This is a genomic window from Colwellia maritima, assembly GCF_022669015.1.
Taxonomy (GTDB): Bacteria; Pseudomonadota; Gammaproteobacteria; order Enterobacterales; family Alteromonadaceae; genus Colwellia; species Colwellia maritima.
This window is the reverse complement of record NZ_JAKKSL010000003.1, coordinates 452873-472522: the sequence shown is the minus strand read 5'-3', so window position 1 is coordinate 472522 and position 19650 is coordinate 452873. Positions and strand designations below refer to the sequence as shown.

Here is a 19650-nt window from a genome sequence, read left to right as displayed (position 1 = left end):
CAAACGCAGAGTTTAGGTACGAGTTCAGCTATAAGTTTGGATACAAAAACGAGTAATATTATTATTACTCGTTTTTTTTGTTTTTATATAAATCCTCAGTAAGTAGAAAATCAGTTTAATCAACTGATATAATTTATTAATCTTTTCCCATTTATACTGAATCAAACTACTTTTATGCTCAACTATATTGTTGCTACAGACTTTACCGATTGCCAACGCTTATTTCATGGCCGCGGACATGCCTATGAAAACTTATCTCATGTGAATGTTGATTGGCTCTCACCTGTTATTTTAATTACTTTATACCAAGTAGTTGATGAAGCTTGGTTATTAGCACAAGCACAAGCTTTACATGATTTAACCCCCTTGTGTAAGAGTGTACAAGTGCAACGTCGCTATGAAAAGTTTGCGCCGACTCAGGTTTTAGTAGGTGACGTTATTGATAATACCCTTGTTACTGAGCACGGGCTTTCCTATCACATTGAGCTAGGTAAAGCGCAAAACAGCGGTTTGTTTTTAGATATGGCTAATGGACGATCTTGGGTTTACGAACAGGCGGCTAATAAAAATGTTCTTAATTTGTTTGCTTATACCTGTGCTTTTTCAGTCGTAGCTATAGCGGGCGGAGCGCAGCGCGTTGTTAATATTGATTTAAGTAAATCCTCATTAAGTAAAGGCAGAGAAAACCATCAATTAAATAAATTGTCAAAAAAAGAAGGAAAGCAAATTATTTTTGAAGGTGTTGATATTTTTAAATCAAATAGCCGTATTAAAAAATATGGTAAGTATGATCTGTTGATTTGTGATCCGCCATCATTTCAGAAAGGCAGCGTGAATATCGAACGAGATTACGCTAAAATCTTACGAAAAATTCCACAATGGATGGACAAAGGAGCGCAGTTATTACTTTGTTTGAATTCTCCAGATTTAGATGAACAGTTTTTAAAAAATGAAGTGTTAAGAGAGTGCCCTGATTGTATTTTTGAACACCGATTAGACAACCCTAAGGTGTTTAAAGAGGCACATGAGGGTAAGGGGCTTAAAGTTTTAGTTTTTTCATATCAACCTGTGTAATATTCGTCAAATAGGTTGCTTATTTTGTTATTTTACGGTTTCTAATACGGTAAAATCGGGCGAATCTTGGAATACCCGCTTGAGTTTTACCATTAAATTTGTAAGTAATAATACTGCCAATTGGTGGAGGATTAACACGCTCCTCATCTGTAAAGCCAGAGCCAATATTAAATATAGTACCGTTGGGGGTTTTTACTGTTAAAGCGCCCAACATTCCTAAATATTTACCCTTACCGTTCGTATACCCTATAACGGCTGCTTCTGCATCTTGGTACTTCTTTAGCTTCATTATATTGGCTGTTCTCCCTACATGATAAAAAGCACTTCCAAGGTGTAACATTAACCCTTCTCCCTGCTGAGCAATAACCTCGTTAAGGGTGGTTTCTAATTGTTGTGTGCTTTGTAGTTTAAATTGCCTGATCATAGTTAAAAATGTTGAATCAGTTTGTTCTATTAGCCTTTTCATTGTAGTAATTCTTTGGGTAAATGTGCCCTTATGTTTAGGAAGGTCAAAAATCATAAAGCGAACATTACGCCAACACTGCTCATCAATGGTGAGTTTTTTGACACAAGATAATGTTGCTTGAAACTGGTTTCTTGCAATCCATAATTCACCATCCATGACATTATGAGGCCAGTCTTGTGTAAACCACGTTGGACTATGAATGGTATTACCTTGCCTAGTTAGTAATTGTGTTCCATCCCAGTAGCCACGTATGCCGTCCAGTTTTTCTGATATCCAGTATTGATTGATATCATCTACAATTTTATAGGGTTTAGCGTGTTGTATTTCAGGTTTTATTTGGGCATTGGGTTGTGCTTTTATTTGGCTATGTAGCAGTAAAAAACCAAGAAAAATGTAAGATGAGAAAAAATATTTATTTAAATAAGATTTTTGCATTATAAACATCCATGTTATTTCGAATACATTTAAGCATAGTCTAAAATTTCAGCTATGCTTAAATGTATTAAATATAAGTTCATTAAATTTAAGTTCAGCAAAATAACAATGGATTATTCAATAAATTATTCAAGGATCGAATATATGTCACAACTTATCTGTGTACTGTGTATTATCGCGTGTTTTATTTTTTCACCTTTAGTAATGGCAAAAAAACGTTGCAAACCATTACTCGAAAAATTGCATAAAGTCCAAGCATTACAACGAAGTGGTTATTCAAAAAATAAAGGCATTAGTTTACGAAAGCGTGAAGACAAGGCACGTGATCAATGGTGGCAATGCGAAAATAGTAGCGCAAAACAATTAAATAAATCTACGAAAAAAACAAAGAGAAAAGCTAAGAAAAAACGTAAAAAAACTAAGGCAGTTGGCAGCGCTAAAGTAAAAAATATAAATTTTAATAAAACAGATACAGTAAATCCGTTTAAAACTAACAGTCCAATTGTCGTTAGGTCAAAGTACAAAGGAGAGAAAAAACAAGCGTGGTTATTGTATTACCAACAACCTAGCCAATGCATGCGTCCGAAAAATTTGTCTATATTTGCTTATTGTACTGAAGATAAGCAAAAACAAAGAGCCGATTTTGAAGAGAGTTATAAAGAGTGAGGTAAGTATTTTTTAGGCCGGACTCTATAAGAGAGTCCCTAATTTGTAATTAACCTTTGTAGCTATTTTTACTTTCTTTATATTGCTCAACCATGTTGTCCACACTGTCTTGACAGTAATCACGCAAGCCACTGAGCAACATGTGTTTTTTACCATGCCCTACAATTTTACCTTCGCTGATTAAATCAAATTCTAGCCATGCATCACCACGTTTTGCGTCAATTGACAGACTAGTTTTTGCCAATTGTAACGTAAGCGTTTTAATATCAAGACGGCTAAGACTTATTTTCATACACTGATACATTACCATCGGTCTAGCAGGGTTAATCATGACATTGTTGTCAGTCATTAACTTGACAAGAATATCAGGAAAAGTATGGCCAGAAAAATCTACATAAGCTTTAGTTAATGCATTGATTAACGAAGGACAATGAGTTTTTTCTCCGGCCGGCTTCAATGGTTAAATATGTCTTGTCGTTATCGTCAACAATATCGAAACTATCATTAATTTCAGTAGGAAAAGTCAGGGTAAGGTTATCATTAACCATACCAGAAAAATTAAAACTCATTTCTTGGTGCAAACCGGCTTTGGCAATAATCACAGAAAATAATAAGTCACCTGGAACACAAAATCGCTTAGCTTCAATATTATGTAATGGATTGAAATCGTCAGCCACTTGCTTGGCAAAGTCACTGCCTTGTTGACGGGTAAAACTGATTTTTTCTTTATTGATAGCGCAATATTGCTCAATAAACATAGTTTCGTTGGGGATAACGTTTTCAGGCATAAATATTCACTTCATTTTAAAAAACGAGGCATTCTAACAGTAATCAATTAATTTATCGAAATAAAAAAGAGTATAAAGACTTATAAGTGCTAAAAAATCACTCAAGGTAAGTACTCACTAATCTTTCTTTCTGTGTTTTTGTAAGCTTTCGTAGTTGATATTCACGTTTACTTGCCGTACTTTTATCAGATGCTGTTTCAATAAAAGCGAGTGTTACTGGGCGTTTTGCTCTAGTATACTTAGCGCCAAGCTTGGTATGATTGTGTTGGTGAAGGCGGCGACTAACGTCGGTTGTGATACCAAAGATATAGACTATTATCATTGCAACGTAATAAATATACGTACCAAATTTTTTGTATTGTCATTGAGTCAATGTAAAACAAACTAAAGATTAATGAATGGTAATTAAAAGTGTTAGATATATCAAATAATGTTAGTTTAGCTGCGTGGGAAATTGAACTTACTGCTATTCGTTCTATGGGAAATGGCGGTCAACGAGTCAATAAAGTAGCAACCGCCATTCATTTACGTTTTGATATAAAACGTTCATCTTTACCTGATATTTTTAAAAAGCGGCTATTAAGCTTAAAAGATACCCGTATTACAAAAGAAGGGGTTGTTATTATTAAAGCACAATCTTTTCGTACACAAGAAATGAATAAAGAAGATGCCTTAAATAGACTTAAAGAGCTCATCACATCGGTGATGGTAGCACCGAAGAAGCGAAAACCAACTAAACCAACGAAAGGCTCTGTTCAAAGACGTTTAACAAGCAAAGCAAATAAAAAAACAGTGAAACAGACCCGTCAAAAACCTAGCGTTAGGTCTATATGAATAAGATAGATAGCTATTTAATAATTTAAGAGAGTAAGAATGCCAATTTCAGCAATAGGTGCCATTGAAAAATTAACGGCGCAACTTGATTCTAATAACCTTGTTCAATACCAATTACCGCTAGCGGCTATTGATGAGAATAGCGAACACCAAAGTATTGCACTAAATCCACTGATAGGAAAAGAATTAACGCTAACCTTTCAGGGAAAAATTGCTTGTAAACATTGTGGCAAAGCCACTAAAAAAAGTTATTCTCAGGGCTTTTGTTATCCTTGTATGATCAAGCTCGCTCAATGTGATATGTGTATTATGAAACCAGAAAGCTGTCACTACCATTTAGGAACTTGCAGAGAGCCTCAGTGGGGGGAGCAACATTGCATGGTTGATCATTATGTCTATTTATCAAATACCTCAGCGTTAAAGGTAGGCATTACTCGTCACACACAACTGCCTACCCGTTGGATAGACCAAGGGGCAACGCAAGCACTAGCAATATTTAAGGTAAGCACACGCTTGCAGTCAGGATTGGTCGAAACTGCCTTGGCTGAATATATTGGCGATAAAACCAATTGGCGTGCCATGCTTAAGGGCGGCAATGAAAAAATCGATTTAAAAGCGCAAGCAAAGTTACTAATGCCTAAAATTTCTCAGCGTTTAGACGAAATAACCCTGAAGTTTGGTGAAGAGGCTGTACAGTATTTAAATGAAGATATTGTTGAAATTGAATACCCAGTTAGCCGCTATTTAACAAAAATCAGTTCGTTTAATTTTGATAAAACTCCTATAGTATCAGGCATCTTACTTGGGATAAAAGGACAGTATTTGATTTTTGAAAAAGGAGTTATTAATATGCGTAAATTCTCGTCTTATCAAATAAGTGTCGAGTATTGATTTGTTATCGAGTTTTTTAAAACTGTGCTAAATTATATTTATATGTGTGTTTACCAAAAAATAATCTCAACGGATGGCGATTTATGACGGCTACTGACTACGCAACAACAGCAGGTGATATTTTTGTTTTGTCAGATTCATTTATCAGAATTAAAGAGTTAATTGATAACGAATCTTCAACTATCGACGATATCAATGATGTAATTATTCTTGACCCTGCACTTTCCGGGACTATTTTAAAGCTAGCTAATAGCTCTTTTTTCAATTATCCCGGTAAAATCGATACCATATCAAAAGCAGTGTTAGTTTTAGGCATTACAGAGGTTTACAACCTAGTTATTGCTTATTTTACTACGCAGGCATTTAAATCAATTAATGCAGATCAAAATTTCTTAGAAAATTTCTGGGAAGAGAGTGTTGATTGTGCTTTGTTAGTTAAGTTTTTAGGGTGTAGTTTAAATACCCCTAACGCAGAGCGATTGTTTATTTTGGGTATATTACATAATTTAGGGGAGTTGATCATAAAACAAATTTCTCCCGATAAAATTGTAGAGTGTCAAAATAAAGAAGGGAGTGATTTACCTTGGGTTATTCAGCGTGATGTACTAGGGTTTACATTTGGCGAGTGTGGTGCTGAAATGTTAAAGTTGTGGCAGTTACCATACAACATTGTGTCACCTATTCGAAACCAAGATGAAGATAGATTTGATTTAATTAACACAGAAAGTCAGTTGCTTTTTATTGCTAAGCGAATTACGACACACCAAAAATTGTTGAGTTCGAAGAATCAAGAACAACTTTTAAGCGGAATACAATTATCTTCACTAGGCATCACAAATGAGCTGTTAAGTACTTCTATAGAATATTGTAATATGGAACGTTTAGGTATATTGGCAGTGTTAAACCCAAGAGCGGTTACTATTTACTAAGTTTAGTTTCGACTTTCGTTATGCGTTAAAGGTAATATCAATCTCACTAACCATGTGATCATTTCTACTTGCTAAAACCACCAACTACATCGCTATTTATTTAATAATTAGAACAACTCGTTATTGAAATAAGTGCCTTGTATTTGGCAATTTTTTCTACGTATAAAATAGATCAGTTAATTAATGAAACTGGTATTATATTTATTGATTCATCTTTGATAATTTACTTAGTTGCTATAGGCGCAAATTTATTGTTTAACAACAATAAATTTTAGACATAAAAAAAGCGAGTTATCATTAAGATACTCGCTTTTCTTGTGACTTTAATTATAAAAGATTAAAGTGCAACAATGTTCTCAGCTTGAGGGCCTTTTTGACCATCAGTAACTGTGAATTCAACTTTTTGACCTTCAGCTAAAGTTTTGAAACCTTCACCAACGATTGCGTTGAAATGAGCGAAAACGTCAGGGCCATTTTCTTGCTCGATGAAACCAAAACCTTTAGCTTCGTTAAACCATTTTACTGTACCAGTAGTAGTAGACATAATAGTCATCCTATTTTAAATTTATGAGTAATTGTGCTTTAAGCTCAGTGTAATACAAATTACATACAGAATATTAAAGCGGGTTTGCTAAAAAAAGTTGCTATTACTTATAAATCAGGACGAGCTACTAATATAACGTCGAAATGGTGTACAAAAAAATAAAACTAACTTCAAGCGAATTGCATTATATATCGGTGTACGTTATTGTCAATAGAAATATACACATGCTCAGTTTTTTATTGAAATAATATCTGTTTGTTTGTTGGTATAGCGTTTACATATGGTTGGCTAGGCTATAGTCGTTTTACACCCACCATATCATACCTCAAACAACAGCTGTTGTTTATTTGTATATCATTCCTTTAAATAATTTATACTAGGTAAATGAGGCAAAAAAACAAACAATGTTATGATGAGTTTAATCGTTCAAGCAAACCTATTTTTTCAAAAAAATCAAATTAAACAAGCTGAACAGCTATATCGGCAGTTGCTGAAACAAAACCCTAATGATCTTGACGCGTTGTGGGGCCTGGGTAAAGTTGCACTTGCACTCGACAGTTATCAAGCTAGTTATGATATTTTTAGTCGTTGCGTACAATTATCAGAAAACATCCCCCCACTATGGCTATCTTTAGCTCAATCGTGTCAAAAGCTACAACGATTCGAGCAGGCAGAGCAAGCGTTGTTAAACGCTTATGCTATTAAAAAAGACTATTGTCCGAGTTTACTTGCTTTAGCCATATTTTATTCCCAATCTTATCAAGTTGAGAAAGCTAAAAATTATTTAGATAAACTTTTTGATATAGATTCGAGTAATGTTCGTGTGTTTTGTTTAAAAGTGCGCTTAAAAATACATAATGAATTAGATGTGCATGCGCAGACCTTTTTATCTAAATTAATTGACCCGAAAACCCAATTTACTCATCAAGAGCAGGTTCTACTTCATTATTCCTTCGCGCAATTATTTAATCAAACAAAAGACTATAAGCAAGCTTTTCACCATTATAGTCAAGCTAATTCACTGCAAGTTTCACAAGTAAGCTTTTCAGTCGCTGATATGGCTGACTACTTTGCTTTGTTAATAAACACTTTTTCATCTGACTTTATTAAAAAAATCAAACAAAATCAGTTAGAAAATTCTCGAACTCTAAGCTCTCAAGCTGTAAATAAATCGAAATTGACTCCGATATTCATCGTGGGGCAGCCACGTTCAGGATCGACCTTATTAGAACAAATGCTAATTAGCCACAGTGAAATTAGCTCTGCAGGAGAGCTACCTTTTTTAGCGGGTGATATTGCACAAGGCATTTTTCAATTAACGAAGCAAGAATTCCCTCAGGGATGTCAGCAACTCAGCGTAAAACAATGTGAAACGTTAGGGGAACATTATTTATCGAATATGCAAGCATTAGCACCTAGTGCAAAATTTATTATAGATAAAATGCCGGCTAATTATCAGTCTATTGGTTTGATTAGAATGCTTTTTCCTCAAGCGAAAGTTATTCACATTTCACGTGATGTAAAGTCAGTCAGTTGGTCTATTTTTACCAACCATTTTGATGCACCTGAACCTTATTTTTGTTCATTAACGGAAATAGCTAAATACCATAGGTACTATCGACAAGTAATGCTGCATTGGCATAATGTGCTACCAGAGTTTATACATCATATTAGTTATGAAAGTCTCGTTGCCAAACCTAAAGAAGCCTTAACTGAACTACTTGATTTTTGCTCATTAGACTTTGAAAATGCGTGTTTAGATTTTGCTAACGAGTCAAGGCATATTAATACGTTAAGTGATATTCAGCTTAGAAATGGATTAAATAAAAAAATCAAAACTACTTGGAAACCTTACGAAGAGTATCTCCCTAGTTGTTTTAATGAATTATCTTAATACAAATTCTATTAAATTTATTCTTGCTGAGTGGGAAATAACGGTCTTGATATAATAATTGATTTTTTGTGAATATAAAAAAGCCTGCTTTTCATAAAAAAAGCAGGCTTTTTATTAATACCAACCTCACTAACTATGTGATCATTTCTACTTGCTAAAATAAATCACTTCATTAATGAAACTAGTATAAGTTGTTTTTATAATTTAAATTCTTGGACAGATTGTTGTAATTCTTCCGAAAGTCGAGCTACTTCACTGCTTGATTCCGCTGTTTGTTTTGAACCTGCCGTAGTTTGCTCAGCAATAGCAACGATAGATTCAAGGTTTTCACTGATTTCATGTGCTACCACACTTTGTTCTTCAGCTGCACTTGCAATTTGTGAGCTACGATCAAATGCTTCATGTACGGCATGTGTAATAGTTTCTAGCGCTTTATCTGCTTCTTCTGATTGTGCAACACAATCACTTGCTTTTAATTTGCCGGATCCATAACGGTAACGGCTTTACCTGCACCTGTTTGCAGTGATTCAATCATTGTCTGGATTTCAGACGTTGACTCTTGAGTTCTGCTTGCTAACGTTCTCACCTCATCGGCAACGACGGCAAAACCACGACCTTGTTCACCGGACGAGCCGCTTCAATCGCTGCATTTAATGCAAGTAAATTAGTTTGATCTGCAATACCTCGAATAGTATCAAGTATACTACCAATAGAAGCGCTATCTTGTTGTAGTTGGTTGATTACTTGGGCTGCAGAATCTACTTCTTGTGCCAGTTGTTCTATAGTGTGACGGTTGCGCCCAGAAATTAATTTAACTCGCTCAGCCTCATCATCAGCGTGCTTGATTTCGCCAAGCGCATCATTTGCGCTAGATAATACACTTTGAGCTGTACTGCTCATTTCAGTCGTTGCAGAAGCCGCTTGTTCTACTTGGTTACGTTGTTCCTCAATTGCTATCGTACTTTCTGCGGTAACAGTTGATGTTTGTTCTGCTGCGGCGGCAAGTTGTGAAGAACGGTTGACTATGCTTTCAATCAAGGTACGCAAGCTATCAATGAGTAAATTACAGTTTTTAGATAACTGTGCAAATTCATCTTTACCACTTTCATCTAATTTACGTGATAGATCACCTGAAGCAACAATATTTAGCATATCGTTAACACGGCTAAGAGGACGAGTAATACTAATTAGTGTCAAACGGGCAATCGTAATAGCAATAATGATTGAGATGATAGCAATAATAATGGTTTTATTATTACCACTCGAAACTGAATTTTTAACAAGCTCACTTGAAGCAAGGGTGGCTTGGTTAGCCAAGTCGACTTGTTTTTCTAATATTTTATTTGCTTGATGCGCGAACTCTTTAACTGCTTTTAACTTCGCTTTAGCTTGTTGGTTAGCGGCTAATTGTGCTCTCTTATGAAATAAAATGCCTTGATCTGATGACAGTAAGACTTCAATACTCGTAAAAGACTCAGATAATTCATTCGCGATACTTTCAATATCGTTCATCGTTAATTCAGCAATAATCTCATTAACTGACGTTTGCGCACTTTGCAAACTGAACGATATTTCACTTTCTATCAACTCTGCCGTACTGTCTGATAAGGTGTCGCTATACTCTAAAGAAGAAGTCACAATAGCATTTAATTGATTCTCTAACTGCTCACTCAAGCTGATAGCACGTTGTAGTTTACTTTCGGCTAAACGATGGTCGGCTAAATCAAGTAATAAAGTAACGGCATCGTCTGCTTGTTCTTCTAAGTTGCTCACTTTTTCTTTTAAACTGGTTTTCTGTTCAATTGATTTTTTTCTACTTTCAAACACAGTGACGGCGGCGTCATTGAAAGCAGTAAAAACATCAGTGACTTTATTTAAGTTACTAATTAAGACGGTTTCTGTTTGGACTAAGCTTTTTAATTCCTTAAATTCAGGAATAAACTGTTCGGCTATCGCATTATAATTTGTTAAATTTTGTGTTAGCAAAGTAACGTCAGACTGGTAAAAGCCTTCTAGCGTTGTATTTGTCATTTGACCTAATTCTAAGGCTAGTTTATTACTTGCTTTTAATGTTGGAATGGCTAATTGACTTTGTCTTGGCTAGTTGATTCGCTGATTGTGTTTAAGTTAAACAGCGAAATTACGCTAGTTATAATGAGTAGAATTGAAATGATGGCAAAACCACCGATTATTTTCATTGCTACAGTAAAATTCATAGATACCACCGATTAATTTGAACCAATTTTTGCGTTAAAGAACAGTGAAGTTAAGGGACTAAGTCATCATTCTCATATGTTAGTTTATTTTATTATTTTTAGTATATTCTCAGTAACACTATATCCGTATAAAATCCTTTGGCAAAGCCTAGTTTGCTTTAGGTGATCTTCTCACTCTTCCTTGTTTATTATTATATTAAGACCTATTGATAATAAACCTTAATAATTTAGTATATCAAGCTACATATTTTTTTCATCTATATTTAGTATTAATTGTTTAATTTTAACTGTTTAGTTTGAATCCCTCGTTTATGGGAAGGTTCAGTAAATGTTTTTTTATCATGCCAACGTAATAAAGTTAAGTGATTTCCCCACACACAACCAGTATCTAGGGCGTAAATATTGGGTACAGAGCAATGTCCCATCAGGGCGGCCCAGTGACCAAAAACCCAAGTTGTTTGAGTAATTGTTGGAGATAATTCAAACCAAGGTTGTATATGTGGGGCAGGCTGACTGTTCGATTTGAGTGCGTCAGGGGATGATTTGTTTGCAAATTCTAATCGTTTATCCTCAAAGCAGTAACGCATTCTAGTAAACGCGTTAACAGTATAACGAAACTTATCTTCTTCGGTCTTTACTTGTTGCCAATCATCAGGCTTTTCTCCGTACATGGCTGCAAGCCAATGGTTTCTATCTGGAGAACTTAGTCGTACATTTGCAAAGTTTGCTTGTTCAATTGCTTGTTGTAAATCCCACTGCGGTGGTATTCCCGCGTGGCTCATGTAAGCATTGTCTTGCCCAATTTGTTGCAATAAAGGTTGTTGAGCTAACCAAGTCATTAGGTCTTCAATGTCTTCTGCGGCTAGTAATTCGTCAAGCTGATCTTGTTTTTTGACTTTTTTAATCCCGCGTAAACCGAGAGTAAATGAAGATCGTGATTACCTAGCACCACTTTGGCTGATTGATGGAGCGACTTAACAAATCGTAAAGTCGCTAAGGAGTCAGGGCCTCTGGCAACGAGATCGCCGGCTAAATATAATTGGTCTAATGTGGGGTTAAAAGCTACTTGCTTTAAGAGTGCTTTTAGTTCTCTGTAACAGCCTTGAATGTCACCAACTAAATAAATAGCCATATCACCAATATTCTCCTTAACTGTTACCTGAGCATTTCGTTTACAATGTTTCGCGTTAATCAGTCTTGCTGTTCTGCTGCTCTTCTTTGTGCCCGTCTCGATTGCTTTTTATGTTGTGTTTCTACTTCTTCAAGAGGAGGGTTCTCTACAATAAAATTGGCGAGTTTAATATAATCATCAAGACATAAATTTTCAGGGCGTAAGTTAGCGTCGATACCAAGACTACTTAACTGTTCTTCACTCATTAACTTTTTAAAACTGTTTCGAATGGTTTTTCTTCGTTGATTGAAGGCTGCTAAACAAACCGTATTCAAAGCATTAATATCTTTGACTGGGTTTTTAATCACTTTATGAGGGATTAAACGCACAATAGCTGAGTCAACTTTTGGGGGGTTTAAATGCTTCAGGACCTATTTCCATGACAGGGAACACTTGACATTGGTATTGAGTCATAATAGATAATCGGCCGTAGGCTTTGCAATCTGGACCCGATGCCATACGTTCAACCACTTCTTTTTGTAGCATGAAATGCATATCTTTAACCTTATCTTTAAAGGTTAATAGGTGAAAAATAAGTGGTGTAGAAATATTATAAGGTAAATTACCAAAAATACGTAATGGGTTTTCAATGCCGTTTTCTTCTTTGACTAGTTGAGAAAAATCAAAATTTAAGGCATCGGTTTCATAAATAGTTAAATGCGGTGCTAAAAAAGGGTGATGGCGTAATCTATGGGCAAGATCTCTGTCTAACTCTACTACGGATAACTTTTTTGCTCGTTCAACTACAGGCTCAGTTAATGCACCAAGACCTGGACCAATTTCAATTAAGTTTTCACCTGGTTCAGGATTGATTACATCGATAATGTCACTAATAACAGCATCATTATGAAGAAAATTTTGACCAAAGCGCTTTTTTGCTTGGTGACCTAAGTGGGTTTTACTGTTCATAAATATTCTCGAATGTTCAGGCGATGCTCATATGTACTTAATGTGGGGCGCTATTATTTATTAAGTAGATGGCACTATTAATGGCTTCCATCATACTGCCTGAATCAGCATTTCCAGTACCTGCTAATTCTAACGCGGTGCCATGGTCAACTGATGTACGGATAAAAGGCAAACCTAACGTAATATTTACTGATGAACCAAAGCCTTTATATTTCAATACTGGTAAGCCTTGATCATGATACATACTTAGAATTGCATCGGCATCTTTCAGGTATTTTTCTTGAAAAATAGTATCCGCAGGTAAAGGACCTATTATGTTGATGCCTTCTTCTCTAAGTCGGGCAAAAGCAGGTTCCATTGTTTCTATTTCTTCACGACCTAAGTGTCCATCTTCTCCTGCATGGGGGTTAATGCCACAGGCATAAATTTTTGGAGATTGAATGCCAAACTTAGTTTTCAAATCTTCGTGAAGAATACGTGTTACTTTTTGTAATCTTTCAAAAGTGATCGCTTTAGATACATATGCTAACGGTATATGCGTTGTTACTAGTGCTACGCGCAAACCTTTAGTTGCTAGCATCATCACAACATCGGAACAATTTGCTTGGTGGGCAAAAAACTCAGTATGTCCACTAAAAGGTACACCTGCTTTATTGATTAAGCCTTTGTTTACGGGGCCGGTGACGACAGCATCAAATTCACCTGATATATTTTTATCACTGGCTACTTTGAGTGTTTCGACAACATAAACGCCATTGTTCACATCAAGGATGCCAGGAACTGTTGGTTGAGCTAACGGTACGTCAAGTATCGTTAAGGTATTTTTTGCCTGTGGACGCGCTTGCTCATTAGGATCGTAGTCTATCAGCGTAATGGGTAAATTTAATTGTTTGGCACGATTTGTTATTAGGGCTTTAGACGCCACAACAACAAGTTCTACAGGCCAAGACTGCTGCGCGATTGTAATAACTAAATCAGGGCCGATACCGGAGGTTCGCCAGGCGTAATAGCAACACGTTTAGTCATAATTATTTATCCTGTTCAAAAATTTCTATGTAAGCTTCATCACGAGTTTCTTTGATCCATCGAGCACTTTCAAGACCAAATTTACGATTGTGAAGTATTTGATAAGCACGTCTTTGATTCATTTGTGATGTTGCATCAACCATGCGACGGTCATTTAATTGAATGATGTGCCGACCAAATGAAGAACGAAATGGTTTGTGGTATTCTCCAATTTTCATTGTTGCAAGGGCTTCTTTAAATGCAGGATCGTAGTTATTTGGGTCCGCCCAACCTAAATCCCCGCCTCTCACGGATGTAGGACCTTCAGAAAACTCTTTAGCAAGATCGGCAAAGTTAGCTTCTCCTGCTTCAATTTTGTCCGGCATTCCTTGTAGTTGGGCTTCAGCTTTAGCTTCACTTAAAATAATTGACGGTTTGATTAAAATATGGGCGGCTAATACTTCTTCAACTTCAACTACTTGGCGACCACGAATATCAAGCACCTTGACAATACTAAAACCTAAACCCGTACGAATTGGGCCAACGACAGTACCTTTGTCTTTACCATCGATTAGTTCAGAAAAAAGTGTTGGCATTTCATTAATGTTTTTCCAACCTAAATCACCACCTTCAAGTGCATTTGCACCGCCTGATGAAGCTATTGCTATTTTCTTAAAATCAGAGCCAGAGTTTAGCAATTCTATAACTTTATCGGCACGGTCTTTACTTGCTGTTAAGTCTGCTTGTGTTGCATTGGCAGGAAATTCAATAAGTATATGACCCAAGTGGTATTCAACATTATTATTTGTTTGCTCTTTCATTAAATCTAATAAATTGGAGACTTCTTGTGGTGAAATATAAATACGGCGTTGAACGCTATTACGGCTAACTTCACCAGAAATCAACTCAACACGAACATTCTCTCTATACTTTTCATAATCTTCACCATCTTTTATCAGTGCTTGTCTAAATTGAGATAAAGTGAGGTTGTTTTCTTTTGCCATATTGGTAATCGTTTGGTCTAACTGAGCATCACTGACTTGTATCCCCATGCGCTCACCAATTTGTAGCAGTAAGCTATCGTTAATTAACTTATCCATTACTTGCGTGCGTAACGCTTTATCTGAGGGGAGTGACTGATCGTTTTTTTCAGCCTGTCTTTTTATGTTAATGAGAAGATCTTGTACTTCAGATTCGAGCACTACGCCCTCATTGACAATTGCAGCAACCTTATCAATTTGTTTTTCTTCGGCGTGTACGATAGTGTGAAACCCAGTATAAAATAAACTGGTTAGTAGTAATGTGTTAAGTAAAGTGCTCACTAATTTTTTCATGAATTATTACATCTTGTTTATGGAATATTATTAATTATTTTATGTTTAATTTTGTAAATAGTATGGGCGCTTATAGCCAAAAATACTTGAATTAAACATATCTTGTGTGCCAATAGTCTTCTGATTACCATTGAGCCCCTTGATGATGAACTGTAACTCAAAGCCACTATTAAAATCATCACGGTTTTCGTCGTTAAAATCATTATCGCTTAAGTTTGAATTTATATGTCTATGATAGGCAATACGTATAGCCCAACAGCAACTTTCAAATTGTATTCCAAAGATAACTTTCTATGCTGCGTTGCTCCTTTAAATCTTGCGTTAAGCGTCCTACAAAAGCCCAGTCTTTATTAATTGCAAAGTTTGCGAGTAATGACATTTGTTCTAAACTACTATCTGAGACATTACGAGCATACCTATGGTTCAATTGAACTGAATTATATTTATCAATTTGATAATTAACGGCTGCTTGGCTCTTATTCGTGAAGCTCTCATCTGTATTGTATTGTATATCGCTACTGATTTGCCACTTATGATTTAAACGGTAGAACAAACTCGCTGCCACGGAAGACTGTAGATTGTTATTATTAGATTCAAATAAAGCATCAACTGTGTTGCTGGTGGATAAATATTGTATGCGACCGATGCTCAATCGAAAAACTTCTAAGTTAGATTGATCAAGAACGCGACTCGTTACACCCCATGTATATTGGTTAGCGCTAGCAACTCTATCTAAACCACTAAAGCTTTTATCTCTAAATAAACCATTAAAATCATCTTGTAGTTTGGTTGTATCGTATAAACCTATATTACTTTGATTTTTTTCGGGAATGTACAAATATTGAATTTGTGGTTCTATTGTTTGGGTATAGTCATTATCAAATAAATTAATATTTCTATCAAAATTAATCCCCCCATGAAACCGAACTTTAGGTAAAGTACGATTCACTGTTTCGCTCAATGTGCTACCGGCTTGAATATTATCTTGTTGATAATAAGTGTGCATTAACTTAAATTCAGAAGTTAAAAACCAAGCAGGTGTGGAGATAGGAAAACTTACCCCTGCTTCAACATGATAACGATTCGCACTGACTTGATCGTCAGATTGAGCTTGAAAACTGGTTAATTCAGAATTAAATTCAAATTGACCAGATAAATTTTGTTGGGAAAACAGCTTAAATGGCTCTTGGGCAGATATTTCAACGTGAGGTAATGTTTTATAACTTGATTGATGATTACCGAGTACTTCAAAATCTTGTAATTTTATGGTGGTTTGCCATTGTTCACCAAAATAAGCTAACTCACCAACTTGGTATAAATAGGCATCATTTGCATTGTATTGGTTAGACCCAATGTCAATTAAATAATTGTCATCACTTATTGTGGTGTAATCAACATAGGCTCGGAAATTATCAGAAAAAGTTCCCACATGTTGAAATCTAGTTAAGTAACGTGCATCACTATTAGCGCTTAGTTCATTATCTTTGTTTAAGTATTCAAAATTAATACTGCCATTTTGCAACCCTGACAAATACCGTAGTTCTGTTTTTAGTTGAGTACCACGTTTAGACATATAATGTGGCGTTATTGTTGCGTCTATATTGGGTGCAATATTCCAATAATAAGGGATTTCAATTTCTACCCCCGAGTTACTAGAACTACCAATTTTAGGGTATAAAAAACCACTTTTTCTTTGTTTAGATACAGGGAAAGTAAAGTAGGGTAAATACAGTATGGGGGTATCAAATAATCTAACTTGTGCATGATAAGCTTCACCTTCGCTACCGTCGGCTGATATTATTATTTCGGATGCTTTTATTTGCCAGTCGGGGTTTTCACCAATACAGGTGGTAAATGTAGAATCGAGTAAACTTAAACCTTTTTGGGCACTAATTTCTAATTGATCAGCACTTCCATGACCAGGATTACCATATAATTGATAGGCGGCATCAAGCATGGTACTTTTTTTATCTTTTTTACTGGCGTAAAGTTCACTGGCTAAAATATCAATACTTTGGTTCTGATAATGTATATTACCTTGCGCATTAAAGGTCATTAATGAACGATCAAAAGCGAGTTGATCGGCTTTGATTGTTTGACTTTTATCTAACAGTATTACGCCACCATTAAAATTGGCGACTTGGTCTTTTTCAATACTCGCATACTTGGAGGTAATGTTAATACTATCATCTGTGATCTGAGGTGCATCACTTATCATGGGCGAAAAAACAGGAATTGCGCATTGTTGAGTGAATTCGGCTGATTCGGAGTGTGTTTCGCTATTTTCAGTAGCAGATGCAAATACTGAAAATACCACACAAAATAAGGTGATGAAAATAAGGGATAGTCGAAGAAAAAGCATTTATTTGTAAAGGTTATCTTAAATATGTGCAATGAAACGTATATGATATAGCAAATGTCGCTTTCTCGCTACGAGTAGCGAGTAAATAGCAAATTAAAGTGTAGGAAAATAATAAACGTATGCGTATTTGGGGAAAAGTTTTAGGGTTTCTATTTGGCTTAATGTTAAGTAAAAACTTCTTTGGAGCATTGTTCGGTATGTGGGCGGGGCACATGTTTGATCGTGGACGAGGCTTTGATTTTGATGGTATGTCTGGTGGTAAGGAAGATGATGTTGCCCGTCAGGCAGCTTTTTTCTACACAACTTTTTCAGTGATGGGGCATGTAGCTAAAGCTAAAGGTCAAGTGACTAATCATGAGATTGCGTTTGCCGGCGCCTATATGAACAAGTTTGGGTTTAACCAGTGAATTGCGTCAACAAGCACAAGATGCTTTTCGTGAAGGTAAAACGACAGGTTTTCCTTTGCAAGAACGATTACGTAAGTTCAGACGTATTTGTGGTGCCCGACATGATTTACGTTTGATGTTTTTAGAAATTCAAATTCAAGTGGCTTTTTCTGATGGTGATTTGGATTCGAAAGAACGTGAAGTATTACACACCATCGCTAAATTATTAGGTTATTCATCTCGTCAGCTAGATAATTTGTTAGAAATGATTATTGCCAGTGCTGCTTTTAATCAGCAAGGTGGGGCAGGGTATCAGCAATTTAATGGCGAAAACTCACCAACGAGTGCAGGGCAGTTAGAGAATGCCTATAAAATCTTAGGTGTTAGTAAAGACGATGCAAAAGCTGATATTAAAAAGGCTTATCGTAAGCTTATGTCACAGCATCATCCTGATAAATTAATCGCTAAAGGGTTACCTCCCGCGATGATGGAAGCCGCAAAAGAAAAAACGCAAGATATTCAAGCTGCGTATGATTTGATTTCAAAGCACGAGAAGTAAAGAAGGTGAAACGGTGCGCTGTTAGTGGTGATACCAACCTCACAAACAATGTGATCATTTCTACGGATTAAATAGATCACTTAATTAACCTAAGCTGAGGTTAATTAATGAAATTGGTATGGTTTATAATACAGACGAAGAATATTGAACGCCCTTGTGTCTTGGGTGTTCATCACTTATTGGTATATTTCGGTACAAGGTTGTTACCGGCCAATCGCTTTTAACCGGCTGTTGATCTGGGTGAGTAGCTCTTGTTCTGGGTAGTATCCCATGGCGGTATTATTCAGTTGTCGTTGTCGATAATAAACTTTCATTTCTTGCTTCGACAATGTGAGACGTTGCTTGGCTTTTGAAATGACTACAGGGTTATCATGTTTTAAGTATAGATCTAAAACGGGATATTCACTTTTTGCTAATTGTTTTGCAAAAACCGTATTGGTTTCATCAAGTAAAACGTTACTGCTCAATACATAGCTACTTAATAAAACTAAGGCATTAGGCGGTTGAGTAATCTGCGGAGGATTGATGTCTTGATTCAATAGTTCTACTAACATTGCACTATGATTACCCTGAGCAACGATCATAATAATACCAGGGAATTCATTCGCCTTTTCAATCACTGCGTTCATCATGACACTCAGTTTTCGCCGGTATTCATCAATAATTTTTTTATTTTCTTCTTGTTGCTGTAGGACCGTTATGGCATTTGACGGATAGTTACTTGGTTTACTGCTTGGTTGAACACTGATGGTCGTCCGGCCTTGTTCAGGGAGTTGTTGACGTAAAAAATTTAATGCTTTAGGACTTGTCGCTCCCTGTTCCCAGTCAGGTAATAAAATAGCCACACCTTTGTTATTCATGCTGCTATTTTCAGTAATTAAAGTAATGTATTCTTCAGTACCGGCTAATAAAGGCGTTACTTTACTTGCCGGCAGGTAGTGTTTTATGTCTTCGTTATATTGCAAGGTCAAGGGTTTGGGAGGTACGGCATTAGTCTTACGGTTACTTGTATTCGTTACTTCAGGCTCAGACGTTGCAGATGTTATTTGAGTAACCGTTTTTTCCTCGTCAATATTTTCATCTTGTTGTGCTAATACAGCAAAGCTTGACCAACTTAATAGCAAGAAAAAAGTGTAAGTAATGTTGATTTAAATAGCACGCGCACAGCTTATCCGTATTTATTATGA

General features: G+C 35.9%; 19 protein-coding genes and 3 pseudogenes. 8 read left to right on the top strand and 14 right to left on the bottom strand.

Going from position 1 to position 19650, the window contains the following annotated elements:
- Window positions 1-174: 174 nt before the first annotated feature.
- Window positions 175-1074 carry a class I SAM-dependent methyltransferase gene (locus tag L3081_RS18110; RefSeq protein ID WP_242287457.1) on the top strand — a complete coding sequence of 300 codons (900 nt, stop codon included), beginning with the start codon at window positions 175-177 and terminating at the stop codon, window positions 1072-1074.
- A 19-nt stretch (window positions 1075-1093) separates the two neighbouring features.
- On the opposite strand, the gene L3081_RS18105 is transcribed toward L3081_RS18110, so the two are convergent.
- On the bottom strand, window positions 1094-1975 hold the full coding sequence (locus L3081_RS18105) for a DNA ligase (protein WP_242287455.1): 882 nt from the start codon (window positions 1973-1975) through the stop codon (window positions 1094-1096).
- A 144-nt stretch (window positions 1976-2119) separates the two neighbouring features.
- On the opposite strand from L3081_RS18105, the gene L3081_RS18100 reads away from it, so the two are divergent.
- Window positions 2120-2641, top strand: a complete 522-nt coding sequence (locus L3081_RS18100; RefSeq protein ID WP_242287453.1) for a hypothetical protein — start codon at window positions 2120-2122, stop codon at window positions 2639-2641.
- Window positions 2642-2690: 49 nt separating this feature from the next.
- On the opposite strand, the gene L3081_RS27205 is transcribed toward L3081_RS18100, so the two are convergent.
- The 3 genes from L3081_RS27205 to L3081_RS18090 form a co-directional block, all read right to left on the bottom strand.
- A complete protein-coding gene (locus L3081_RS27205; protein WP_274620610.1) occupies window positions 2691-3098 on the bottom strand; it encodes a DUF3581 family protein in 408 nt (135 codons plus the stop codon).
- Window positions 3043-3429, bottom strand: coding sequence for a DUF3581 family protein (locus tag L3081_RS27200; protein WP_274620609.1), 387 nt, complete (start codon window positions 3427-3429; stop codon window positions 3043-3045). The genes L3081_RS27205 and L3081_RS27200 overlap by 56 nt, the downstream gene beginning before the upstream one ends.
- A 97-nt stretch (window positions 3430-3526) precedes the next feature.
- Window positions 3527-3751, bottom strand: coding sequence for a GIY-YIG nuclease family protein (locus L3081_RS18090; RefSeq protein WP_242287451.1), 225 nt, complete (start codon window positions 3749-3751; stop codon window positions 3527-3529).
- Window positions 3752-3840: 89 nt separating this feature from the next.
- Between L3081_RS18090 and arfB the strand changes: the two genes are divergently transcribed.
- The 3 genes from arfB to L3081_RS18075 all read left to right on the top strand — a co-directional run bounded on the left by arfB (window position 3841) and on the right by L3081_RS18075 (window position 6083).
- Complete coding sequence (gene arfB / locus L3081_RS18085) at window positions 3841-4263, top strand: alternative ribosome rescue aminoacyl-tRNA hydrolase ArfB (RefSeq protein WP_242287448.1); 423 nt, start codon at window positions 3841-3843, stop codon at window positions 4261-4263.
- Between the two features lie 39 nt (window positions 4264-4302).
- Window positions 4303-5154 carry a DUF2797 domain-containing protein gene (locus L3081_RS18080; RefSeq protein ID WP_242287446.1) on the top strand — a complete coding sequence of 284 codons (852 nt, stop codon included), beginning with the start codon at window positions 4303-4305 and terminating at the stop codon, window positions 5152-5154.
- Window positions 5155-5237: 83 nt separating this feature from the next.
- On the top strand, window positions 5238-6083 hold the full coding sequence (locus L3081_RS18075; RefSeq protein ID WP_242287444.1) for an HDOD domain-containing protein: 846 nt from the start codon (window positions 5238-5240) through the stop codon (window positions 6081-6083).
- 337 nt (window positions 6084-6420) lie between these two features.
- Here L3081_RS18075 and L3081_RS18070 read toward each other — a convergent pair whose 3' ends face one another.
- Window positions 6421-6627, bottom strand: coding sequence for a cold-shock protein (locus L3081_RS18070; RefSeq protein WP_033092258.1), 207 nt, complete (start codon window positions 6625-6627; stop codon window positions 6421-6423).
- Window positions 6628-7036: 409 nt separating this feature from the next.
- Here L3081_RS18070 and L3081_RS18065 point away from each other — a divergent pair, with 409 nt between their 5' ends.
- On the top strand, window positions 7037-8521 hold the full coding sequence (locus tag L3081_RS18065; protein ID WP_242287442.1) for a tetratricopeptide repeat-containing sulfotransferase family protein: 1485 nt from the start codon (window positions 7037-7039) through the stop codon (window positions 8519-8521).
- Between the two features lie 197 nt (window positions 8522-8718).
- Here L3081_RS18065 and L3081_RS18055 read toward each other — a convergent pair.
- From L3081_RS18055 to L3081_RS18030, 8 genes and pseudogenes are all read right to left on the bottom strand, one after another.
- A pseudogene (locus L3081_RS18055) lies at window positions 8719-9736 on the bottom strand (methyl-accepting chemotaxis protein); the annotation flags it as partial.
- An 866-nt stretch (window positions 9737-10602) separates the two neighbouring features.
- Window positions 10603-10737 carry a hypothetical protein gene (locus L3081_RS27195; RefSeq protein ID WP_274620608.1) on the bottom strand — a complete coding sequence of 45 codons (135 nt, stop codon included), beginning with the start codon at window positions 10735-10737 and terminating at the stop codon, window positions 10603-10605.
- A gap of 269 nt (window positions 10738-11006) precedes the next feature.
- Entirely contained in the window at window positions 11007-11588 is a 582-nt protein-coding gene (locus tag L3081_RS18050) for a symmetrical bis(5'-nucleosyl)-tetraphosphatase (protein ID WP_420839765.1), read from the bottom strand.
- Between the two features lie 11 nt (window positions 11589-11599).
- Window positions 11600-11869: a metallophosphoesterase gene (locus tag L3081_RS29210; RefSeq protein ID WP_420839757.1), complete on the bottom strand. Its 270-nt coding sequence runs from the start codon at window positions 11867-11869 to the stop codon at window positions 11600-11602.
- Between the two features lie 59 nt (window positions 11870-11928).
- Window positions 11929-12817: pseudogene (gene rsmA, locus L3081_RS18045) on the bottom strand (16S rRNA (adenine(1518)-N(6)/adenine(1519)-N(6))-dimethyltransferase RsmA).
- Window positions 12818-12854: 37 nt separating this feature from the next.
- Window positions 12855-13843 (bottom strand): annotated as a pseudogene (gene pdxA / locus L3081_RS18040) (4-hydroxythreonine-4-phosphate dehydrogenase PdxA).
- 2 nt (window positions 13844-13845) lie between these two features.
- Complete coding sequence (gene surA, locus L3081_RS18035) at window positions 13846-15156, bottom strand: peptidylprolyl isomerase SurA (protein WP_242287439.1); 1311 nt, start codon at window positions 15154-15156, stop codon at window positions 13846-13848.
- A gap of 265 nt (window positions 15157-15421) precedes the next feature.
- On the bottom strand, window positions 15422-17518 hold the full coding sequence (locus L3081_RS18030) for an LPS-assembly protein LptD (RefSeq protein WP_242287437.1): 2097 nt from the start codon (window positions 17516-17518) through the stop codon (window positions 15422-15424).
- Window positions 17519-17637: 119 nt separating this feature from the next.
- Here L3081_RS18030 and L3081_RS28540 point away from each other — a divergent pair, with 119 nt between their 5' ends.
- Together L3081_RS28540 and djlA are read left to right on the top strand one after the other, a co-directional pair.
- Window positions 17638-17925 (top strand): co-chaperone DjlA, encoded by a 288-nt coding sequence (locus L3081_RS28540; protein WP_338027394.1) that lies wholly within the window; start codon window positions 17638-17640, stop codon window positions 17923-17925.
- Entirely contained in the window at window positions 17909-18463 is a 555-nt protein-coding gene (gene djlA / locus L3081_RS18025; protein ID WP_338027393.1) for a co-chaperone DjlA, read from the top strand. The genes L3081_RS28540 and djlA overlap by 17 nt, the downstream gene beginning before the upstream one ends.
- Before the next feature lie 203 nt (window positions 18464-18666).
- Here the strand turns inward: djlA and L3081_RS18020 are convergent, their stop codons facing one another.
- A complete protein-coding gene (locus L3081_RS18020) occupies window positions 18667-19587 on the bottom strand; it encodes a DUF3530 family protein (RefSeq protein ID WP_242287435.1) in 921 nt (306 codons plus the stop codon).
- Between the last annotated feature and the right edge of the window lie 63 nt (window positions 19588-19650).

Bases quoted from the DNA above. Each gene is read 5' to 3' on its own strand.
- L3081_RS27200 (WP_274620609.1), bottom strand. From the start codon at position 3,429: ATGCCTGAAAACGTTATCCCCAACGAAACTATGTTTATTGAGCAATAT.
- L3081_RS29210 (WP_420839757.1), bottom strand. From the start codon at position 11,869: ATGGCTATTTATTTAGTTGGTGACATTCAAGGCTGTTACAGAGAACTA.
- L3081_RS18070 (WP_033092258.1), bottom strand. From the start codon at position 6,627: ATGTCTACTACTACTGGTACAGTAAAATGGTTTAACGAAGCTAAAGGT.
- L3081_RS18100 (WP_242287453.1), top strand. From the start codon at position 2,120: ATGTCACAACTTATCTGTGTACTGTGTATTATCGCGTGTTTTATTTTT.
- L3081_RS27195 (WP_274620608.1), bottom strand. From the start codon at position 10,737: ATGAATTTTACTGTAGCAATGAAAATAATCGGTGGTTTTGCCATCATT.
- L3081_RS18105 (WP_242287455.1), bottom strand. From the start codon at position 1,975: ATGCAAAAATCTTATTTAAATAAATATTTTTTCTCATCTTACATTTTT.
- L3081_RS18075 (WP_242287444.1), top strand. From the start codon at position 5,238: ATGACGGCTACTGACTACGCAACAACAGCAGGTGATATTTTTGTTTTG.
- L3081_RS18110 (WP_242287457.1), top strand. From the start codon at position 175: ATGCTCAACTATATTGTTGCTACAGACTTTACCGATTGCCAACGCTTA.
- L3081_RS18030 (WP_242287437.1), bottom strand. From the start codon at position 17,518: ATGCTTTTTCTTCGACTATCCCTTATTTTCATCACCTTATTTTGTGTG.
- L3081_RS18065 (WP_242287442.1), top strand. From the start codon at position 7,037: ATGATGAGTTTAATCGTTCAAGCAAACCTATTTTTTCAAAAAAATCAA.
- surA (WP_242287439.1), bottom strand. From the start codon at position 15,156: ATGAAAAAATTAGTGAGCACTTTACTTAACACATTACTACTAACCAGT.
- L3081_RS28540 (WP_338027394.1), top strand. From the start codon at position 17,638: ATGCGTATTTGGGGAAAAGTTTTAGGGTTTCTATTTGGCTTAATGTTA.
- L3081_RS18080 (WP_242287446.1), top strand. From the start codon at position 4,303: ATGCCAATTTCAGCAATAGGTGCCATTGAAAAATTAACGGCGCAACTT.
- L3081_RS18090 (WP_242287451.1), bottom strand. From the start codon at position 3,751: ATGATAATAGTCTATATCTTTGGTATCACAACCGACGTTAGTCGCCGC.